The sequence below is a fragment of the Echinicola strongylocentroti genome, assembly GCF_003260975.1.
Lineage (GTDB): Bacteria > Bacteroidota > Bacteroidia > Cytophagales > Cyclobacteriaceae > Echinicola > Echinicola strongylocentroti.
This window is the reverse complement of sequence record NZ_CP030041.1, coordinates 940,304-956,144: the sequence shown is the minus strand read 5'-3', so window position 1 is coordinate 956,144 and position 15,841 is coordinate 940,304. Positions and strand designations below refer to the sequence as shown.

The following is a 15,841-nucleotide window of genomic DNA, read 5'->3' as shown; positions in this document are numbered from 1 at the left end:
GGCATGTTGCTTGGATGCTAGTATTGATCTCCTTTATCTTTAATAGCTGCCAGGATGTAGGGCAGGAAGAACCAAAAGTCTCTTCTGGTGAGCTTGAGGTATTGGTGGATTATAAAGGGCTTAAGGTTAATCATAAGGGCAGAGCTATTGAAGCGTTGAATTATACGCTTGAGGATTATCAAAAGCTATATTTGAGCAAAGTTTCTTCGACTGTAGGTCGGGTAAATGCCACCCTTGAAACAGTGAGTTACCCATCACTGGAAGAGCTTGTTATAGCTGAACAAAAGGCTCTCGAAAATTATCCAGACCTTTACAATATGAATGATAAGGATATCGAACGGATCAGGGAAGATTTCCCAGAACTAACCGATGAGCAGCTAGCAGAAAACATCGAGCTTATCGAGGAATATTATGAAAAAAACTTGCAGTATGACATATTTTTGGAAATTTTATCTATTTCGGCAGGTACTGAATCTTCTTTGGTTTCAAGAGTAAATTATTATGGGGGAGCAGCATGTGGTGAGGAATTTTGGTTCCTGTATTCAAGGCCGACTGCAGCTACTGCTGTAATGAAGGCCAAGGAACAAAGTGAGAAATTTGAATATGATATTTATGGAGGAAACTTTGGTCAAACAAAAAGCGATGCTTTTCGACATGCAGCTTGGAACGCGCTGATAGCCAAATACTATGCCGATAGTAAAAAGGATATATTAAAAGGCCTTACATTAGCTCAAGAGTTTACTTCTATCCATGAATTGTGCAATGAAAAAGATGGTATCCCGATTATGATCAAGAGATGGATCTTCATAATAATTTTTTTGGTAGGGAGTATTTTCGAAGTGTGGCTGAAATCAAAAAGAAAAAGAGGAAACTTTGGTTTACCAAAAAGTGGCTGGAATGTCCAGATGATAATGTAATTAAATATGCATTAGAAGCAAAAGCTGATATAGCCCTAAAAGTCACCAAAGACGTAAATGTTGTAAAAGCTATAAGCCATAATAAACTTGTATATTTTAAAGATTTATAATGTTAAAATGGATAATAGAACCTTGTTAATCTATTTCACGGCAATTATATTGCTGTGCTCAGCTTGCTCCTTGGTTGATTCAGGAAGTGGTGCGAAAGATTTGAAACTCGGAATCCGTAACCTAAGTCAGACGGATCAGAACCTAAAAGTGTTTGTGGGATATGATAAAAAAGACTCGGTCATGATTTCAATTATGGCTGAGGACAGTGTCTACCATGTTTGGCAAAGACCTGACCTAAGAGGAGAGGGGGATTTTGAAATTGTTTTGGAGGGAAATACTTCCGTCAAGAGCAATATGGGGTATTTTACCAATGGGTATATATCAGGGAGTGGTCTTTTTTGGGTGACTGTTTCCGAGGATTCTATTGGAGTCAGGCAGCAGTAAACTTGGCATCGAGCCGCTATTTTTCTGGGAAAGATAGTTTGGGTATGGAGTAGTCAGTATTGATTATGGAGGAAGAAATCCACTTGTCGCTTTTTTATTAGAAAGTGGCAGGTGGATTTTTGCTTTATTGCCATCGTCCAAGTCTTTAACGAAGTGGTGACTTGGACGCATACTTTGGCCAGTCTTTAGACTGGGTAAAAGTCTGGAGACATTTTTTAGTTTAGGTTCAAGTCTTCAGACTTGAACCAGCTAGTATTGAAAGAATGATTTTCGTCATGTTGCGTAGGGATGAGTAGGTGGGGTTTACCATTTTGTAGTATAAACACCTTATGTTGAAGGTCATAATCAATTTTAAAAAAGATGATAACAAAGCGACTACTACTTGTTCTATTTTTATTACCACTTACCAAGGTGGTGCAAGCCCAGACAGCAAGTGTGGAAAGATCAATTTATGGGGTGCAGGCAGGTTTGGTGGGCTTTTGGGGATATAATGAAAGCAGGCTGTCCAATACCATTGCGCTAAGGACCGAGGTAGGTCTTAACGGAGGAATATGGCAAAATGACTTGTATAATACATCAGGTATCATCCTATTTCCAGAACTTTCCCTAGAGCCACGATGGTATTATAATATCCGAAAAAGAACGAGACGGCTCAAGCGAACAGCAATGAACAGTGCAAATTTTGTAACCCTAAAGGCATTTCATCATCCTGATTGGTTTACCGTAGGTGCTGGATCAGGGGTGACCGTAATCCCTGATATAGGATTGGTACCGATGTGGGGGATTCGCCGTAATGTGGGAAGCCAGTTTAATTTTGAGGCCGGAATTGGAATTGGTTACCAATACTTGCTTTATAAAAGTGCTGGATATACCGAAAATTCAGGAGATACCATTGGGTTTATTTCCCTTAGATTTGGATATCATATTAAATAAAATCGTCCAAGTCTTTAACGAAGTGGTGACTTGGAGGCATACTTTGGTCGGTCTTTAGATAGAGAGTAAAAGTCTGGAGACTTTTTTTAGTTTAGGTTCAAGTCTGAAGACTTGAACCAGCTAGTATTGAAAGGGTGATTTTTGTCATATTGCGTAGGGATGAGTAGGCGGGGTTTACCATTTTGTAGTATAAAGACCTTATGTTGGAGACTACAACAATTTTATAAAAAGATGAAAACAAAGCGACTACTACTTATTCTACTACTATTGTTGCCGTTTACGGCATTGCTCCAAGCCCAGACACAGAAGGCCAGTGTGGAGAAATCGATGTATGGTGTGCAAGCAGGGCTATTGGGGGTGTGGGCACATAATGAATCCAAGCTGTCCAATACGATTGTGCTAAGGACTGAGTTAGGTTTGGACGGTAACATTTGGAATCATTATTATTACGATAATGCAGCTTTTTTGCTCGTTCCAGCACTTACTGTGGAGCCTAGGTGGTATTATAATTTGAGCAAGAGGCTAGATAAATCCAAAAGGATCGATGGGAACAGTGGTAATTTTGTGTCCCTAAAAATCACACATCATCCAGATTGGTTTGTCATTGGTGATCCCAAGTCCTCTGATTTGATCAGTGATATTTCCTTTCGTACCATGTGGGGCATACGAAGAAATATTGGCAATCACTTTAACTACGAGGCGATCACTGGCTTAAGCTATTATTATGCTTTGGACGAAGAGGTTACCTATAATGATGATGCCGTTGTGATCTTTTTTACATTTTCGTTTAAAGTCGGTTACAGGTTTTAGTCTATGTAGTTATAAAATACTCAAATGGCAGTAATGGGTAGTGGCAGGTGGATTTTGCTTTGTTGCCATCGTCCGGGTCTTCAACGAAATGGTGATTTGGGTGTAAACTTTGGTCAGTTTTTAGACTGGGAGTAAAAGTCTGGAGACTTTTTTCAGTTTAGGTCCAAGTCTCCAGACTTGGACCAGATTGGATGATTATTTTGACAAGTTGTTTAAGAAGGGGAATCAGTATTTTTTACTTTAAAAATGGGGTTGTTTTGGTGTTTTTTAATATAAAGGGTTAATTTGAAAGTGTAACATATTGTTTGTCAACCATAACACCAGAACCATGACTAAAGTACTAGCCACTATTATGCTGCTTTTTTTTGTAGGTAGCCTTCAAGTCCAAGCCCAAAGTGCTGATCAGCTAATCGGCAAATGGAAGCTTGTCAAATGGACCAAAAAGGGAAAAGAGCAGAACATCCATTCGAAGTTTAAGACGGATGAAGTCTATCAGGTATTTAAAGAGGGAAATGATTTTGTTAGTATAATCGGTAGTAAAGAGACCAAGGGAAGCTGGAAGCTCTCCGACAACAACAAAAAACTAACCGTGAAAGTGATGATGATGAAGGTGAATTTTGTAATTGAATATATGGATGATAAAAAGCGGATCATTTCCAATAAAAAGCAAGGTGCTCTTGAATACGAAAGGGTAGAGTGAAATGGAATTACAGGAGTAGACTTATGAAATTTAGGTCCAAGTCGAAAGACTTGGACCTATTTCTAAATACTAAATACACCCTAATAATCCCATTTGATCACCGCCATCACTGGGAAATGGTCGGAGGGATAAAGATTGTGGTAGGTATCGGTAAGGATACCATACTTTTTGATATCGAGGAATTCACTCACGAAGACATGGTCGATGCGCCTGTCTGTGCTTTTGCTGTTGTCGAAGCTGTTAAAGGTGCCATTGTTGGCGTAGCGGAGGTCTGCGGCTTTATAGCAGTCCTTGAGTTCTTCGGAATTTTCCAAAAGCAGGTAAGCGGGGTTTTCTTGGTCCACGTTAAAATCCCCCGTAAGCATGACAGGGATGCCTGCTTGATCAGCTTCCTTGATCTTGCTGAGAATCAACTTGCCACTTTCTTGGCGCGCTTCTGTACCTACATGGTCAAAGTGCGTATTGAAGAAATAAAACTGCTGGCCACTGGATTTATCTTCCATTTTGGCCCAGGTGCAGATTCTTGGAAGAGCTGCGTCCCAACCTTTGTTGGGCTTGGTGGTGTCTGTCGAAAGCCAAAAGGTATTGCTTTCAAGCACCGCAAATTTCTCCTCGTTATAGAAGATGGCGGAGTATTCTCCCTTTTCCTTCCCGTCATCCCTGCCCACGCCGACGTAGGCAAAGCTGGACAGGTGTTCGTCCAAGTATTCCACTTGGTGCTTTAGTCCTTCCTGGATCCCAAAGATGTCGAAGCCATGGAATTTGATCAGGTCGACTACTACCTCCTTGCGGTGGTCCCAGTTGTTGGGGCATCACCAGGGTTGTCATAGCGAATATTGAACGTAGCAACGGTGAGCTCTTCACTTTGTGCCTGGGCCCTCAGTGATAAAATAAATGCTCCCAGCAGTGCAAAGACTGCTATCAGATAAGTTTTGAATCGGTTGTTGGTCACTTTAATGGACTTTTAGTTTTTAAAGAAAGGTGTGTCAATAATTGATTGGCCGCAGAAAGCACTGGTGGACATTCCTGTCTATCACCGGTCTGTCCGCGGCCAATTTACTGGTTATTTCTGGAATTACCAGCCTGGATTCTGTCCCAGCGCAGGATTCATCAGCAGGTCATTCTCAGGAATAGGATAGAGGTAGTTTTTTTCTTCCCATTCGCGTGGCTGATGGTCCAGCCAATGGATTTCTCCCTTATTGCCTTCGTCCAGTTGCTGTGGATTTATCCCTGAGTCAATGTTTTCACTGACATTGATATAGGTCACTCCGTCCACTTGGTTGGATGGCAGTTGGGTGTAAAATGCTACATCAAGAACTCCATCTTCATTGAGGTCTAGTGGAGTGTTGAGTGTAGGTACATAGAAGCCATTCCACGGCATTTCCATCAATTCCCCCTTGTCCCATCGGACGATATCATAAAACCTAAATCCCTCAAAAACCAGTTCAATGCCTCGTTCTCGTCTGATTTCCAACAGAACAGGATCCGCTATTTCGGGAAAGTAGGTTTGTTGTAAGTAAGGATCAGACATTGTAGGCATGCCAAGGTTTCCGGTGATGCCAGCCCTTTCGCGCAGTGCTCTGATGGTCAGTAGCCAGTCTGCTTCGGTAAATTCACCCAGTTCGGCTCTGGCCTCGGCGTAGTTCAGCAACACCTCTGCGTACCGAAGCATACTTACACTATTGGTGTTCCTGTTGCCTCCATCAAAGTACATATCGTCCAGCGTCCATTTGATAGGTTGGTAGCCAGTGTAGGTATAGGAAAATATCGGTGGGGCAGGTACGACGGCACCGGCATTGGTACGGGTGTAGTCGCCCATTCTGATGGTCTGTTGTAACCTCTTGTCCCTGTTTTTGGTTTCTTCCATAAAGGTCATGGTTTCATGTCCCGAAAGCTCCGTAAATGGCGTGCCATCCTCATTTAGATAGGTACGGATAAAATCTCTCGTCAAACTCACCCTGGCACCATAAGTGGAACTGGTCCACCACCAGTTGGCATCATGAAATACGCTAAGGGAGGGATCGATTACGACGGCGAGCATGATTTCTTGTGCTACGGGTTTTTCGCTGATAAATAATGAGCGATAGGAAAAGTCCTCTCCAGCACCTTTGTACAGGGTAAAATCCCCACTATCCATTACTTGCTTGGCAGCGGATGCCGCTTCATTGAGCCATTTTTCCACTGAGCTCGTCAGCTCATAATTTTCATGGTACTTTCTGAAGGTGCCTTCAAAGAGGCAAACACGAGACTTAATGCCCAACACTACATTTTTGGTGATAAGGCTTCGGCTTTCGTTTTCTCCTTGACGGATATTGGCAATGGCGTAGTCCAGATCTGCCAAGACCGAGTCCATTACCAAGGTCCGCGGATCACGGCCATCGAATAGTGCAGGATCATCTACGGCCATGGGAGTATTGATCCAAGGCACATCACCGAAGCGCTGTACTTTTTCGAAGTAGAAGAAAGCCCTAAAGAAGCGGGCAAGGGCGTTAAAATGATTCCTGGTTTCCTTGCTTACCTCTTCACTGTTGTTGTTTTCTAGGAAGTAATTGATATTCCGAAGGTCTTCCCAGCTCCATCCGCTACTTTGAGAAGGGTTATAGTTGCCCGGCCGGATAAAATCCGGCACCTGTGTCCGGGCAGCATAGTCCGCCATTTCATCTCCAGCGTGAATATCTCTGGCCGTGGGCAGGGCGTTATAGAAGGAGTTTGCATATAGGTTAAGGCCATTTTCACTGTTAAAGACAGCGCTTTTTGAAGTAGTGGCCTCAGGATATTGGTCCAGTTCGGCGCAGCCAGCAGCGACCACACTTGCCAGGACAATGGATCCAAATAGTTTTTTGATATTTTTCATTGCTTGAGGTCGTTTTTTAGAAGGTAATAGATAGCCCAAGGGTTACACTCTTGAGGATAGGGTAGTTGTTTCCGTTTCCAGAAGTACCGGAGGTAAGGACAAGGTCAGACGGACCGGTGCTTTCCACATCCAGGTTTTTGGTGACCTTGTAAAGTGGCGACCAGGTCAGCAGGTTTTCACCGGAAAGATAAATCCTGGCAGCACTCATTTTGTATTTGGAAGCCACATGCTTGGGAAGGTTATATCCGATTTGGATGTTTTTCATTCTCAGGTAGGCAATGCTCTGCAAATAGCGGGTCTGTACTGATGATAAAGAGCGATTGCTGCCGATGGAAGTATAGCCGCGATATCGTGGGAAATAAGCATCCGGATTATCTTCTGACCAGATATTGCCCAGCATTGATTTAGGTACGTCGTTGTAAGGACGGTTGTATTGGCCCCAGAAAAGGCCTGCTTCTCCACCTGGCCACCAGTCTCTCTTGCCTACGCCTTGGAAGAAGGTGTTGAGGAAAAAGTTGTTCCAGCTCAGGTCGACATTAAATCCATAGGTGTAACGGGGGGTAGAGTTACCGATGATTTGTTGGTCACCGGGATTGTCCACGGTGTTGAGCCCCTTGTTGATCACACCATCATTGTTCAGGTCTTGGAATTTAATGTCCCCGGGCAGTGTGGTACGGCTTGTGGAGGACTGGATGTAGTTTTGGTCAGCATGTGAATTGATGTCTTCCACGGACTCAAACAGTCCTTCGGTGACATAGCCCCATATTTCGCCTACTTTCATGCCTTCATAATAGTCGGTGAGCTGTTTGTTCTCATTATTGTATTTGGTGATAGTGGAGTTATAATCTGCCATAAAGAACTTCACATTGTAATTAAGAGGCTTGGAGGCGACATTGATTTGATCTCTCCAAGCGATGACAAATTCCCACCCTTTGGTGCGCAAGTCAGCGTAGTTTCCTTTTGGTACAGCAGTTCCAAATACGGCCGGCAAGGACTTGCCTACCGTAAACATATCTGTGGTATTTCTGATGTACGCATCCCCCGTAAATGTCAGGCGGTTACTTAACATGCCCAAGTCGATACCGAAATTGGCGGTAGTGGAGGTTTCCCATGTCAAGCCATCAGGAAGTACGCCGGGCTGATTGGTGTATTGCGGTTTTACGCCGTTGAGCACTCTGTCTGATTGGGAGATCGAAAACAGCTCTTGGAAGGCATAGGAGTTGATATTGCCATTTCCGAGTGAACCATAGGATCCACGGATCTTAAAATCTGAAATGGTGGTTTCTGATATGTTGAAGAAGGATTCGTCAGATACCCTCCAGCCTGCTGAGAAGGATGGGAAGAAGGCATAGCGCTGATCTTCGGGGAATTTGGAAGAGCCATCATAGCGGCCATTTACTTCCAAAAGGTACTTGCCTGCATAATTATAGTTTACCCTGAAGAAGCCTCCTTGGATATCCCATCTGTCCCAGCCACCTTCTGTCGTGATGGATTGACCAAGGGCCAAGTTGATATCTTGGGCGTCTTCATAGATCAAGCCATTTCTTTGTGCCATGAGGCTGTTATAGGTTGAGGTCTCGAAGTTATAGCCGACCAAGCCTTTTACACTGTGCAGCCCTTGCAGTTTAGGTTCGTATTCGGCATAGATGTTAGTGGCCATATACCGGGTTTCTGCGCGTTGGTTTCTGATGTCGTTGGTGTTGGTGCCGACATACTCAATGACCCCTTCACTTCTGCTGTAAGGTACCGGTACACGGGTTCGTTGTTCGTTGTTTTGGATATCTTGGAAAGTAAAGTTTCCCCGCACACGGAAAGTATTGTCAAAGAACTGGGAGTTGAAGCTGGTGATATTTTTGATGATGCTTCGCTCGGTGTCAATGCCGTTTTTACCATAGTAATAATCCCCAATGGTGTAAGCTGCTGAGTAGGAGAGCGTGCCGTCAGGATTTAGCATAGGAGCCAAAGGGTGGCCTTCATCAGCAATGTTCCGCCAGATACTTCCGCCTTCGCCGACGTTGAGCGGGTTATGATATTGCCTGAAGGAATACTCGGTATTGTTCTCTACAGTAAGCCAGTCGGTCATTTCCAAAGAGCCTTTTGCCCTGAAATTGTACATTTTGAAATCATCGGAATTGTACCGGAACAGACCTTCCTGGTCAAAGTACCTTCCTGTGATATAATAACCCGTTTTGCCATTGCTACCGGAAAGTGATAGGTTGTGCTCCATGGCCAAGAGGCTATTTTTGTACAATTCTCCGTAATAATCCGTGCTGCCATAGTAGATGTATTCACCATTTGGTCCGACTTCGATATCCGGTAAGCTTGGATCTTCAGATCTTCTCTTCAGTTCTGCCAAATAATCTTGGGAGAAAGGAAGGGTCTTGTTGGCATTTTGGGGTGTCTGGGAGTAATCGTTCCATGCCGTCCACGCTTCGTTAAACATGCTGGCCCAGGTATAGCCGTCGGTCACCAGGTCAGGAACCACCGTAGGGGACTTAATGGACCAGTTGGTGGTGTAGGAAAGGGACATCTTGTCCTTGGAGGGGGATTTGGTGGTGATGAGGATCACCCCAAAAGCACCTCTGGCGCCATAAATGGAAGAGGCCGACGCATCCTTGAGCACCGAAATACTCTCTATATCTGAAGGATTGATCATGGAAGGATCACCTTCTACACCATCGATCAGCACCAGCGCATCGCCGCCTTGGCCGATGGAGGTCGTTCCACGAATGTTAAAGGAAGGTGATTGGGTAGGCTTTCCATCCTGAATGTTGATGTTCAAGTTGGGGATTGCTCCCTGTAGCCCCTGGGCAATGTTGGGAACGGGGCGGTTTTCGAATACCTCTCCGGTTACATTGTCTACTGCTCCTGTTAGGTTGATTTTTTTCTGGGTGCCATAGCCTACGACCACGACTTCGTCAAGCTCATTGGACTTAAGGCTGAAATTGATCGGTCCTTGGCCGATGGTGGCAGTGGCCGACTGATAGCCCAAGTAGCTGGCTGTGATGTCTTTTCCCATGAGGTCTTCCGGAATATCCAAGGTCCAGTTACCATCCAGGTCAGTGGCTATTCCAATCCCAGAACCTTCAATAAATACCGATGCGCCGACAATGGGTTCGCCAGTATCCGCATCGGTGACAGTTCCTGATATGTTGATGTCGATGACTACCGCCTTGTTTTCTTTGGTTTTTTTCAACTTTCTTACAGCAATGTCTTCATTGACTTGCTTAAAACTAAGGTCAGTTTGTTTGGCGACTTCATAGAGAAGTGTTTCCAGATCTGCTGAGCCATTTAGTGACACGACGGTTTCCACATCCGACAAGACAGCATTGTAGTGGAACCTGAAGTTGCTTTGGGCTTCCACCTGCGAGAAGAATTGCCTAAGCTCCATCTTGCTGGTGGAAAGCTCAATTTGCGTTTCGCCCATGTGCTGGGCCTTAGTCTCATGGGCCAAAGCAAAATTGCTGAGGCAGTACATGAGCGTACCGATGATTAATAAGTTCGCTGTTGACTTCAAAACAATGCGAAGTAGTTTTTTTTTCATAATTTTGATGAATAAAAGGTTTACTCCCTGGCTGCTACATGGTCGAAGATGGAAGCAACAGGGATAATTAAATTGATCTTTTAGATCCGGTGGAAGGGCCAATTTCACCGGATTTTTTTATTGCCTTAGGCAATTATGCGCTGTGATGATTACTTCATTTTCATTAAGGGTATAGTTGATTTTTAGTGCATATTGGATGATTTCCAGAGCGTTTTTAAGGGAGGTGTTTTTAAATTCACCTGTAAACCTACAGTCACTGTCCTTGGCACCTTGAAGTTTGATGTCGGTGTTAAACCATTTGGAAAACTCCTCGATTACTTCTTCCAAGGAGGCATTTTCGAAAACCAAAATGCCTTTTTGCCATTTCAAAATAGCTTCCGGGCTAAAAGGCAAGGCCGGAGTGAAGCCATTTTCCTTCTCCCAGTGGGTTTGCTGGTTTTTGATCAAATTGATTTTTTGGCCATTCGGAAGGTTCTCAGCTACCTGGACTTTTCCGGTGAGCACCGAAACGCTTGGGCTTTCCTCGGGGTAGGCGCTGATGTTAAAAGAGGTTCCCAGTACTGTCGTTCTGAGCCCCGCCGATTGCACTACGAATGGTTTGGCAGGATTTCTTTTGACTTCGAAATAAGCTTCTCCGATCAGTTCCACATTCCGGATGCTGTCAAAACGCTCTGGATACGAAAAGCTAGAGCCAGTACTTAGCCAAACCTTAGAACTGTCAGGAAGGGTGAAGCTACTGACTTGTCCCAGTTTATTACTGATCGTGATCGTTTTGGCTGGGGGAATGACCTCTTCATCCGGCATCCAATACTGTAAACCGATGATCGTGGCCACAAACAAGCTGGCGGCTATTTTTATGCCTCCAGACCAGGTGATCCAGCGCCTCTTCTGTGAAGGGATCTTCTTCTTGATGGAGGTATTTGTCTGGATGTTTTTCCAGGCCTTTTGTTTTCGCTCTATTAGCGCTGCTTCCGTTAGGGAAGGTGCATTCAGCTCCTTCTCATCATACCATTGGTTCAGCTGTTGCAGTTCATCCGTATCAATGGTTTTGTTGAAGAGTTTATCAATGAGTTTTTTCCAGTATTGGTGAACGGTCATAATTTTTGCTTTTCACTTACATGAGTCAAAAGAAGGCCGTGGCGTCTACAAGAAAATGGTTATGAAATCATTAATGATATCGAGGTGTATTTAATGTTTTGGTAACAAGGCCTAGTGAAAGAAGATGGCCAACAGCGTAATCAAAGAGACATCTTCGGTCAATTGTTCTTTAAATACTTCACGGGCTCTTGCCAGCTGGTTACGGACAGTAGAACTGGAAATTTTGAAGTTCGTGGCTATTTCCTCAACAGACATTTGCTGGAAGCTGTTCATTTCAAAAATTGCTTTGCACCGTGGGGGAAGAGAGCTCTTGATTTGGCTAATTTTATCATAGAGCTCATTAAACTCCATGATCGAAAAGCCGTGTTCTTCATGGTAAGGTTCTGCCAAAAAATCACCCTTTACGCTTTCTTTATCTTGTTTTGCCAAGTGTCTAAAGAAGCCGTACTTGAGCATGGTGGCCAGGTAAGCACTGAATGTAGCCTTAACCTTGATGGTCTTTCTATATTTCCAAAGATTGATAAAAACCTCGTGAGCGAGGTCCTGCGCCAAGTCGGGGCAACTGGTCTTCACAATAGCCAAATGATATAGTTCATCCCAATAATAATCAAAGATGGTGTTAAAAGCCCTTTGATCATTATGTGATGCCATTAATTCTAAAAGTTCGGTATCACTTGACCTGCTGTTTGCCATTGGGAAATTATTTACTCCAAAAGTAGAACTAAGAAGCACTCATTATTCAATTTTTCAATTAAGAAAAGGTTAATTAATCTGACAATTTGCTGTTTATTTCAAAAAAGAAGGGGCTAGACTAGTAGTATTTTTTATTTCGACAAAAATGCTTCTAGTGTATTGCTAAAATGGTTTAGTTTTTTTGTTGTTAATTTTAGAACGTGTATATTTGATAAAAGTGGTAAAGTAAGTAGGGTAGAAGATGCCCTATTATCACAAAAACCAAGACACCCAAAATGACCCTTTCCGAATCCATAAAACCAATAAAGGAAGTTCCTGCAGCTTTTAATGAGCATCCAATGGGGGAAGTCACTACTGATGAAGCAGCTGAGTCAGCCCTGTGGCTGGCATTTCTACAGGGAAGTGATTCGGCATTGGCAAAGATTTTTGAGCGTTATGCCCATAAGCTTTTTAACTATGGGCGACAGTTTACCAAAGATACCGAAATCATCAATGACGCTGTCCAAGATGTTTTTTATCAGGTCATTAGGAGTAAGCACAAACTAGGGATGGCCCAATCCATAAAGTATTACCTTTTCAGTAGTTTTAGACGACGTTTGTTGCGGTTGATCAAGCAGCGAAGACGGGTGGTGTTGGATGAGGATTTTGAGAAAACACATGGCTTTCAACTGCGTGTGGATCCAGATTACCATTCCATAAGTACCCAATTTACAGTGGACCAACGTAAAGTGTTGGAGGAGGCCTGTAACCGGCTACCTGTAAGGCAGCGTGAAATTTTGGCATTGTACTTTTTTGAAGGACTTTCATACAAGGAAATAGCCCATATCATGGAGTTTTCCCAGGTTAAGTCCGCAAGAAAATTACTTTACAGGACACTGGACAGCCTACATGGCATGCTGGAAAAGCACAAGGATATCCTTCGAATGCTTTTCGTATTGATGGGGTAGTGGCCGGATCTCACCTAAGAAGAATGTTTCACAGATTGGCAAATCTTAATGACCTGCGTCACCTGTCTCGCCGAGCTAAATCAGCACTCTATCAGTACTAATTTGCTGTTCGGGATTTAAAATCCCGAACCAAGATAAGGGGGATTTCAAACCCCCCTAGCCCTTATGTGAATTGCTCAGACACCACATAAGGATATAGATTTTCAGCATCATATATGCATTAGCCTGACGGCTATGGTCTAGCCGTCAGGCAAGCAAGCCTGTACCTTTTCCTGTCAAATTTCTTTGATCTCCACACTGCTGTCAAGCTTGGAAGAATAGTTGCCGACATAGGTGCCATCTACCGGTAAGGTCAGGTGTGGAAGATAGCTGGCTGCCAATGGGATATAGCCAGCATCTGTCAACAGGCCCAGACTGGGATCCAGTCCGATCCACCCGGCACCGGGGCAGTAAGCCTCCACCCAAGCATGCAGCTCATGGTTTTCTTCAAGATCGGGGTTATAGGCGTATCCGCTGACAAATCTGCTGGCGATGCCTTCCTCTCTAAGAATGGTGATGAGCAACCAGGCCAAGTCGCGACATGAGCCTTGCTTTTCCGATAGGGTTTTTTCTGGGGACCAGATCCCCGGATCTTCCCGGATCATATGGCGGCATAAACCATGAATATGGGCGGTTATTTTTACGAGAAAATCTACCGCATTTATGCTGTCCCGCTTAAACTGACTGGCTAGATCACTGATCTTGGCCGTGGTGTCATTGGCTAAAAACGGATGCAGGTAAAATCGCTTCTCCTCATCATAGCTAAAGGTCAATTCGTCGGCTTCATTCCTGTTTTCGAAACTTTTATCGATGATGAATTCAAAAGGGTTGACGGGAAAAACCGTTAGTTCTATTTGCGTGTTGATCTCAAACTTTTCCACTTCCTGGTCAAACCATACTTGCTGAAACAAATTCCCTTCCATGTCCACGCGCTGGTTGATTCCCTTGGGCGCTGGGGAGAAGCTGGTATGGACCGAGTGGGCCTGAAAATGCCTTCTATTGGAAGGGGAAAGTAAAATCTTCTGCGGGTTGAGTTTTACCTTTCCTCCATACGTATAACACGTTTTATGATGGATGTGAAGGCGTTTTTCAGTATTCATCTATCCTGGTATCATTCTCTTGAAAAGCCCGGTTTAGCATATCGGCGGGGAGTTCGGAAACGGCTATTTTTAAACGACTGTTCCAAAAATCAGAAATATGAGCCAATTCGTTCTGTTCGAAGCGGTGTTCTTTGATATGAAATTCATCATTGATCAGCGCTACTGTGTCGATGGGGAAGTCCACGTCATTGGCGGATATTCGGGTAGCATCGAAAGCCAAAAAGGCGCTTTTAAGTGCAAACTCCAATGTTTCGTCATAGGTGATGGATCTTCGCAATACGGGGTTGCCAAAGCCACTGTTTCCGATGATGACAAATGGGGTGCCTCTTTTGATCTCAATCCAATTGCCTTGTGGGTAGAGAAGGTAGAGTTTGGGCTCACCATCCTCTTCCAGTTGGCCGCCTATGATGGCGTGGAGGTTAAAGTTGAGTCCAGATTTGGTCAAGTGTTCTTCATCTTCTTTGGCTACTTGTTTTATTTGTTTGCCCAGCTCATTGACGGTTTCATAAAGCTTGGAGAACTTGTCATCTTGTTGTTTGATTACTTCGGTGAAGTAGGTAATGGCCTTATCACGGACAGAACGAAGGCCTGAAGTCATAATGAAAAAAGTGTGCTTCTTTTTATTTACCACGTACACTTTCTTGGACGTGGTAGTTTCGCTTCCGGAAGTGATGCGGGTATCTGATAGCCCCACTATTCCATGTTTTGTTTTTATGCCTAAACAAAAAGTCATGATTGAGATTGGTTTTGAGTAAAAGATGGTTGTTTGATTTGGAAGAAAGATAGTTCAATTTCCGAAGATATTACATTTATTTTTTGTTGGATTTCATCGATCGATTCGTGTAGTCCATCTTTGATAATGTCAGCAATATCACTAAATGCCAGTTTTGATCGTAATGCACCTATTTCTTTCTCCGCACTGTTTTTAAAGTCATAATTTTGGCTGTCCGAAATCATGTGGAGGCAGTCCTCGGCTTCTTTGATACAGAAGTAAATGGAGCGTGGAAAGCGCCTGTTGAATACCAAAAATTCCAAGAGTCCGCTGGATTCGATGGTGCCATAAAGTCTTCTGTAGGTATTAAATGCCGAAACCGATTTTAGCAAAGCATTCCAGTGCAGAAAATCCAATGGGCTACCTACTTCCTGTGGAGAAGGCAGTAACATATGGTATTTTACGTCCAGTATCCTGCTGGTTTTGTCGGCCCTTTCCAGGTACATCCCCAAGGTCCTGAAATACCAGCCTTCGGTACGGGCCACGGTGGTGTCAGCGAGTCCATAGAGTAATTGGATTTGGTATTTGATGTCTTCAAAGAAGCTTCGGGGATCTTTTTTCCCCCATATCTTTCGTTCGGAGGTATTGTTGAGCATATGGTATAGTCCGTTGATCTTCTCCCAGGTTTCTTTGCTCAGGTGTTCCCTTACGATCCGGCCGTTTTCACGGGCATAGGTAATGGCCGATAGAATGGAGTTGGGATTGGATCGGTCCAAGGTCATAAAAAAGATCACTGACCGTTTGTCAAAATCCTTGTGGCTTTTGACATAGTGGGCATGGTCTCCTGTAGCCAGTACCAAGGGTTCCCATTGGGCTTTTAGGCCGGGAGGGAGGTCGAGCATGAGGTTAAAATTAACATCTATAAAACGGGCATAGTTTTCTGCCCGCTCGAGGTATCTTCCCAGCCAATAAATTGAATTTGCGACGCGACTTAACATA

General features: G+C 43.9%; 14 protein-coding genes. 6 read left to right on the top strand and 8 right to left on the bottom strand.

What is annotated here, in order from left to right; translation table 11 throughout:
* Positions 1–104 precede the first annotated feature (104 nt).
* The 5 genes from DN752_RS03610 (at position 105) to DN752_RS03590 (ending at position 3,855) form a co-directional block, all read left to right on the top strand.
* Positions 105–917: a DUF6973 domain-containing protein gene (locus DN752_RS03610; protein ID WP_162633098.1), complete on the top strand. Its 813-nt coding sequence runs from the start codon at positions 105–107 to the stop codon at positions 915–917.
* Positions 918–1,208: 291 nt separating this feature from the next.
* Positions 1,209–1,412 carry a hypothetical protein gene (locus DN752_RS24355; RefSeq protein WP_162633097.1) on the top strand — a complete coding sequence of 68 codons (204 nt, stop codon included), beginning with the start codon at positions 1,209–1,211 and terminating at the stop codon, positions 1,410–1,412.
* Between the two features lie 360 nt (positions 1,413–1,772).
* Positions 1,773–2,345 carry a hypothetical protein gene (locus DN752_RS03600; protein ID WP_112782715.1) on the top strand — a complete coding sequence of 191 codons (573 nt, stop codon included), beginning with the start codon at positions 1,773–1,775 and terminating at the stop codon, positions 2,343–2,345.
* A 231-nt stretch (positions 2,346–2,576) separates the two neighbouring features.
* Positions 2,577–3,155, top strand: a complete 579-nt coding sequence (locus DN752_RS03595; protein ID WP_112782714.1) for a hypothetical protein — start codon at positions 2,577–2,579, stop codon at positions 3,153–3,155.
* Positions 3,156–3,483: 328 nt separating this feature from the next.
* Positions 3,484–3,855, top strand: coding sequence for a lipocalin-like domain-containing protein (locus DN752_RS03590; protein WP_162633096.1), 372 nt, complete (start codon positions 3,484–3,486; stop codon positions 3,853–3,855).
* Positions 3,856–3,935: 80 nt separating this feature from the next.
* Here the strand turns inward: DN752_RS03590 and DN752_RS03585 are convergent, their stop codons facing one another.
* The 5 genes from DN752_RS03585 to DN752_RS03565 form a co-directional block, all read right to left on the bottom strand.
* A complete protein-coding gene (locus DN752_RS03585) occupies positions 3,936–4,601 on the bottom strand; it encodes an endonuclease/exonuclease/phosphatase family protein (RefSeq protein ID WP_245949525.1) in 666 nt (221 codons plus the stop codon).
* A 329-nt stretch (positions 4,602–4,930) separates the two neighbouring features.
* Complete coding sequence (locus DN752_RS03580; protein ID WP_112782712.1) at positions 4,931–6,709, bottom strand: RagB/SusD family nutrient uptake outer membrane protein; 1,779 nt, start codon at positions 6,707–6,709, stop codon at positions 4,931–4,933.
* A gap of 16 nt (positions 6,710–6,725) precedes the next feature.
* Positions 6,726–10,253, bottom strand: a complete 3,528-nt coding sequence (locus DN752_RS03575) for a SusC/RagA family TonB-linked outer membrane protein (RefSeq protein WP_112782711.1) — start codon at positions 10,251–10,253, stop codon at positions 6,726–6,728.
* Positions 10,254–10,370: 117 nt separating this feature from the next.
* Positions 10,371–11,351: a FecR family protein gene (locus tag DN752_RS03570; RefSeq protein ID WP_112782710.1), complete on the bottom strand. Its 981-nt coding sequence runs from the start codon at positions 11,349–11,351 to the stop codon at positions 10,371–10,373.
* 111 nt (positions 11,352–11,462) lie between these two features.
* Positions 11,463–12,002: an RNA polymerase sigma factor gene (locus tag DN752_RS03565; protein ID WP_162633095.1), complete on the bottom strand. Its 540-nt coding sequence runs from the start codon at positions 12,000–12,002 to the stop codon at positions 11,463–11,465.
* 317 nt (positions 12,003–12,319) lie between these two features.
* On the opposite strand from DN752_RS03565, the gene DN752_RS03560 reads away from it, so the two are divergent.
* Positions 12,320–12,991 carry an RNA polymerase sigma factor gene (locus DN752_RS03560; RefSeq protein WP_112782708.1) on the top strand — a complete coding sequence of 224 codons (672 nt, stop codon included), beginning with the start codon at positions 12,320–12,322 and terminating at the stop codon, positions 12,989–12,991.
* A 275-nt stretch (positions 12,992–13,266) separates the two neighbouring features.
* Here the strand turns inward: DN752_RS03560 and DN752_RS03555 are convergent, their stop codons facing one another.
* Genes DN752_RS03555 through DN752_RS03545 form a run of 3 tightly spaced genes read right to left on the bottom strand, consistent with a single transcriptional unit; the run spans position 13,267 to position 15,840 of the window.
* A complete protein-coding gene (locus DN752_RS03555) occupies positions 13,267–14,130 on the bottom strand; it encodes a transglutaminase family protein (protein WP_112782707.1) in 864 nt (287 codons plus the stop codon).
* Positions 14,120–14,863 (bottom strand): peptidase, encoded by a 744-nt coding sequence (locus DN752_RS03550; protein ID WP_112782706.1) that lies wholly within the window; start codon positions 14,861–14,863, stop codon positions 14,120–14,122. The genes DN752_RS03555 and DN752_RS03550 overlap by 11 nt, the downstream gene beginning before the upstream one ends.
* Positions 14,860–15,840 (bottom strand): alpha-E domain-containing protein, encoded by a 981-nt coding sequence (locus DN752_RS03545; protein ID WP_112782705.1) that lies wholly within the window; start codon positions 15,838–15,840, stop codon positions 14,860–14,862. Before DN752_RS03545 ends, DN752_RS03550 begins: the two co-directional genes overlap by 4 nt.
* Between the last annotated feature and the right edge of the window lies 1 nt (position 15,841).

What these genes read in the sequence shown, in the direction of transcription:
- DN752_RS03565 (WP_162633095.1), bottom strand. Translation starts at nt 12,002, where the DNA reads ATGGCATCACATAATGATCAAAGGGCTTTTAACACCATCTTTGATTAT.
- DN752_RS03590 (WP_162633096.1), top strand. Translation starts at nt 3,484, where the DNA reads ATGACTAAAGTACTAGCCACTATTATGCTGCTTTTTTTTGTAGGTAGC.
- DN752_RS03575 (WP_112782711.1), bottom strand. Translation starts at nt 10,253, where the DNA reads ATGAAAAAAAAACTACTTCGCATTGTTTTGAAGTCAACAGCGAACTTA.
- DN752_RS03545 (WP_112782705.1), bottom strand. Translation starts at nt 15,840, where the DNA reads ATGTTAAGTCGCGTCGCAAATTCAATTTATTGGCTGGGAAGATACCTC.
- DN752_RS03580 (WP_112782712.1), bottom strand. Translation starts at nt 6,709, where the DNA reads ATGAAAAATATCAAAAAACTATTTGGATCCATTGTCCTGGCAAGTGTG.
- DN752_RS03600 (WP_112782715.1), top strand. Translation starts at nt 1,773, where the DNA reads ATGATAACAAAGCGACTACTACTTGTTCTATTTTTATTACCACTTACC.
- DN752_RS03560 (WP_112782708.1), top strand. Translation starts at nt 12,320, where the DNA reads ATGACCCTTTCCGAATCCATAAAACCAATAAAGGAAGTTCCTGCAGCT.
- DN752_RS03570 (WP_112782710.1), bottom strand. Translation starts at nt 11,351, where the DNA reads ATGACCGTTCACCAATACTGGAAAAAACTCATTGATAAACTCTTCAAC.
- DN752_RS03595 (WP_112782714.1), top strand. Translation starts at nt 2,577, where the DNA reads ATGAAAACAAAGCGACTACTACTTATTCTACTACTATTGTTGCCGTTT.
- DN752_RS03555 (WP_112782707.1), bottom strand. Translation starts at nt 14,130, where the DNA reads ATGAATACTGAAAAACGCCTTCACATCCATCATAAAACGTGTTATACG.
- DN752_RS03550 (WP_112782706.1), bottom strand. Translation starts at nt 14,863, where the DNA reads ATGACTTTTTGTTTAGGCATAAAAACAAAACATGGAATAGTGGGGCTA.
- DN752_RS24355 (WP_162633097.1), top strand. Translation starts at nt 1,209, where the DNA reads ATGATTTCAATTATGGCTGAGGACAGTGTCTACCATGTTTGGCAAAGA.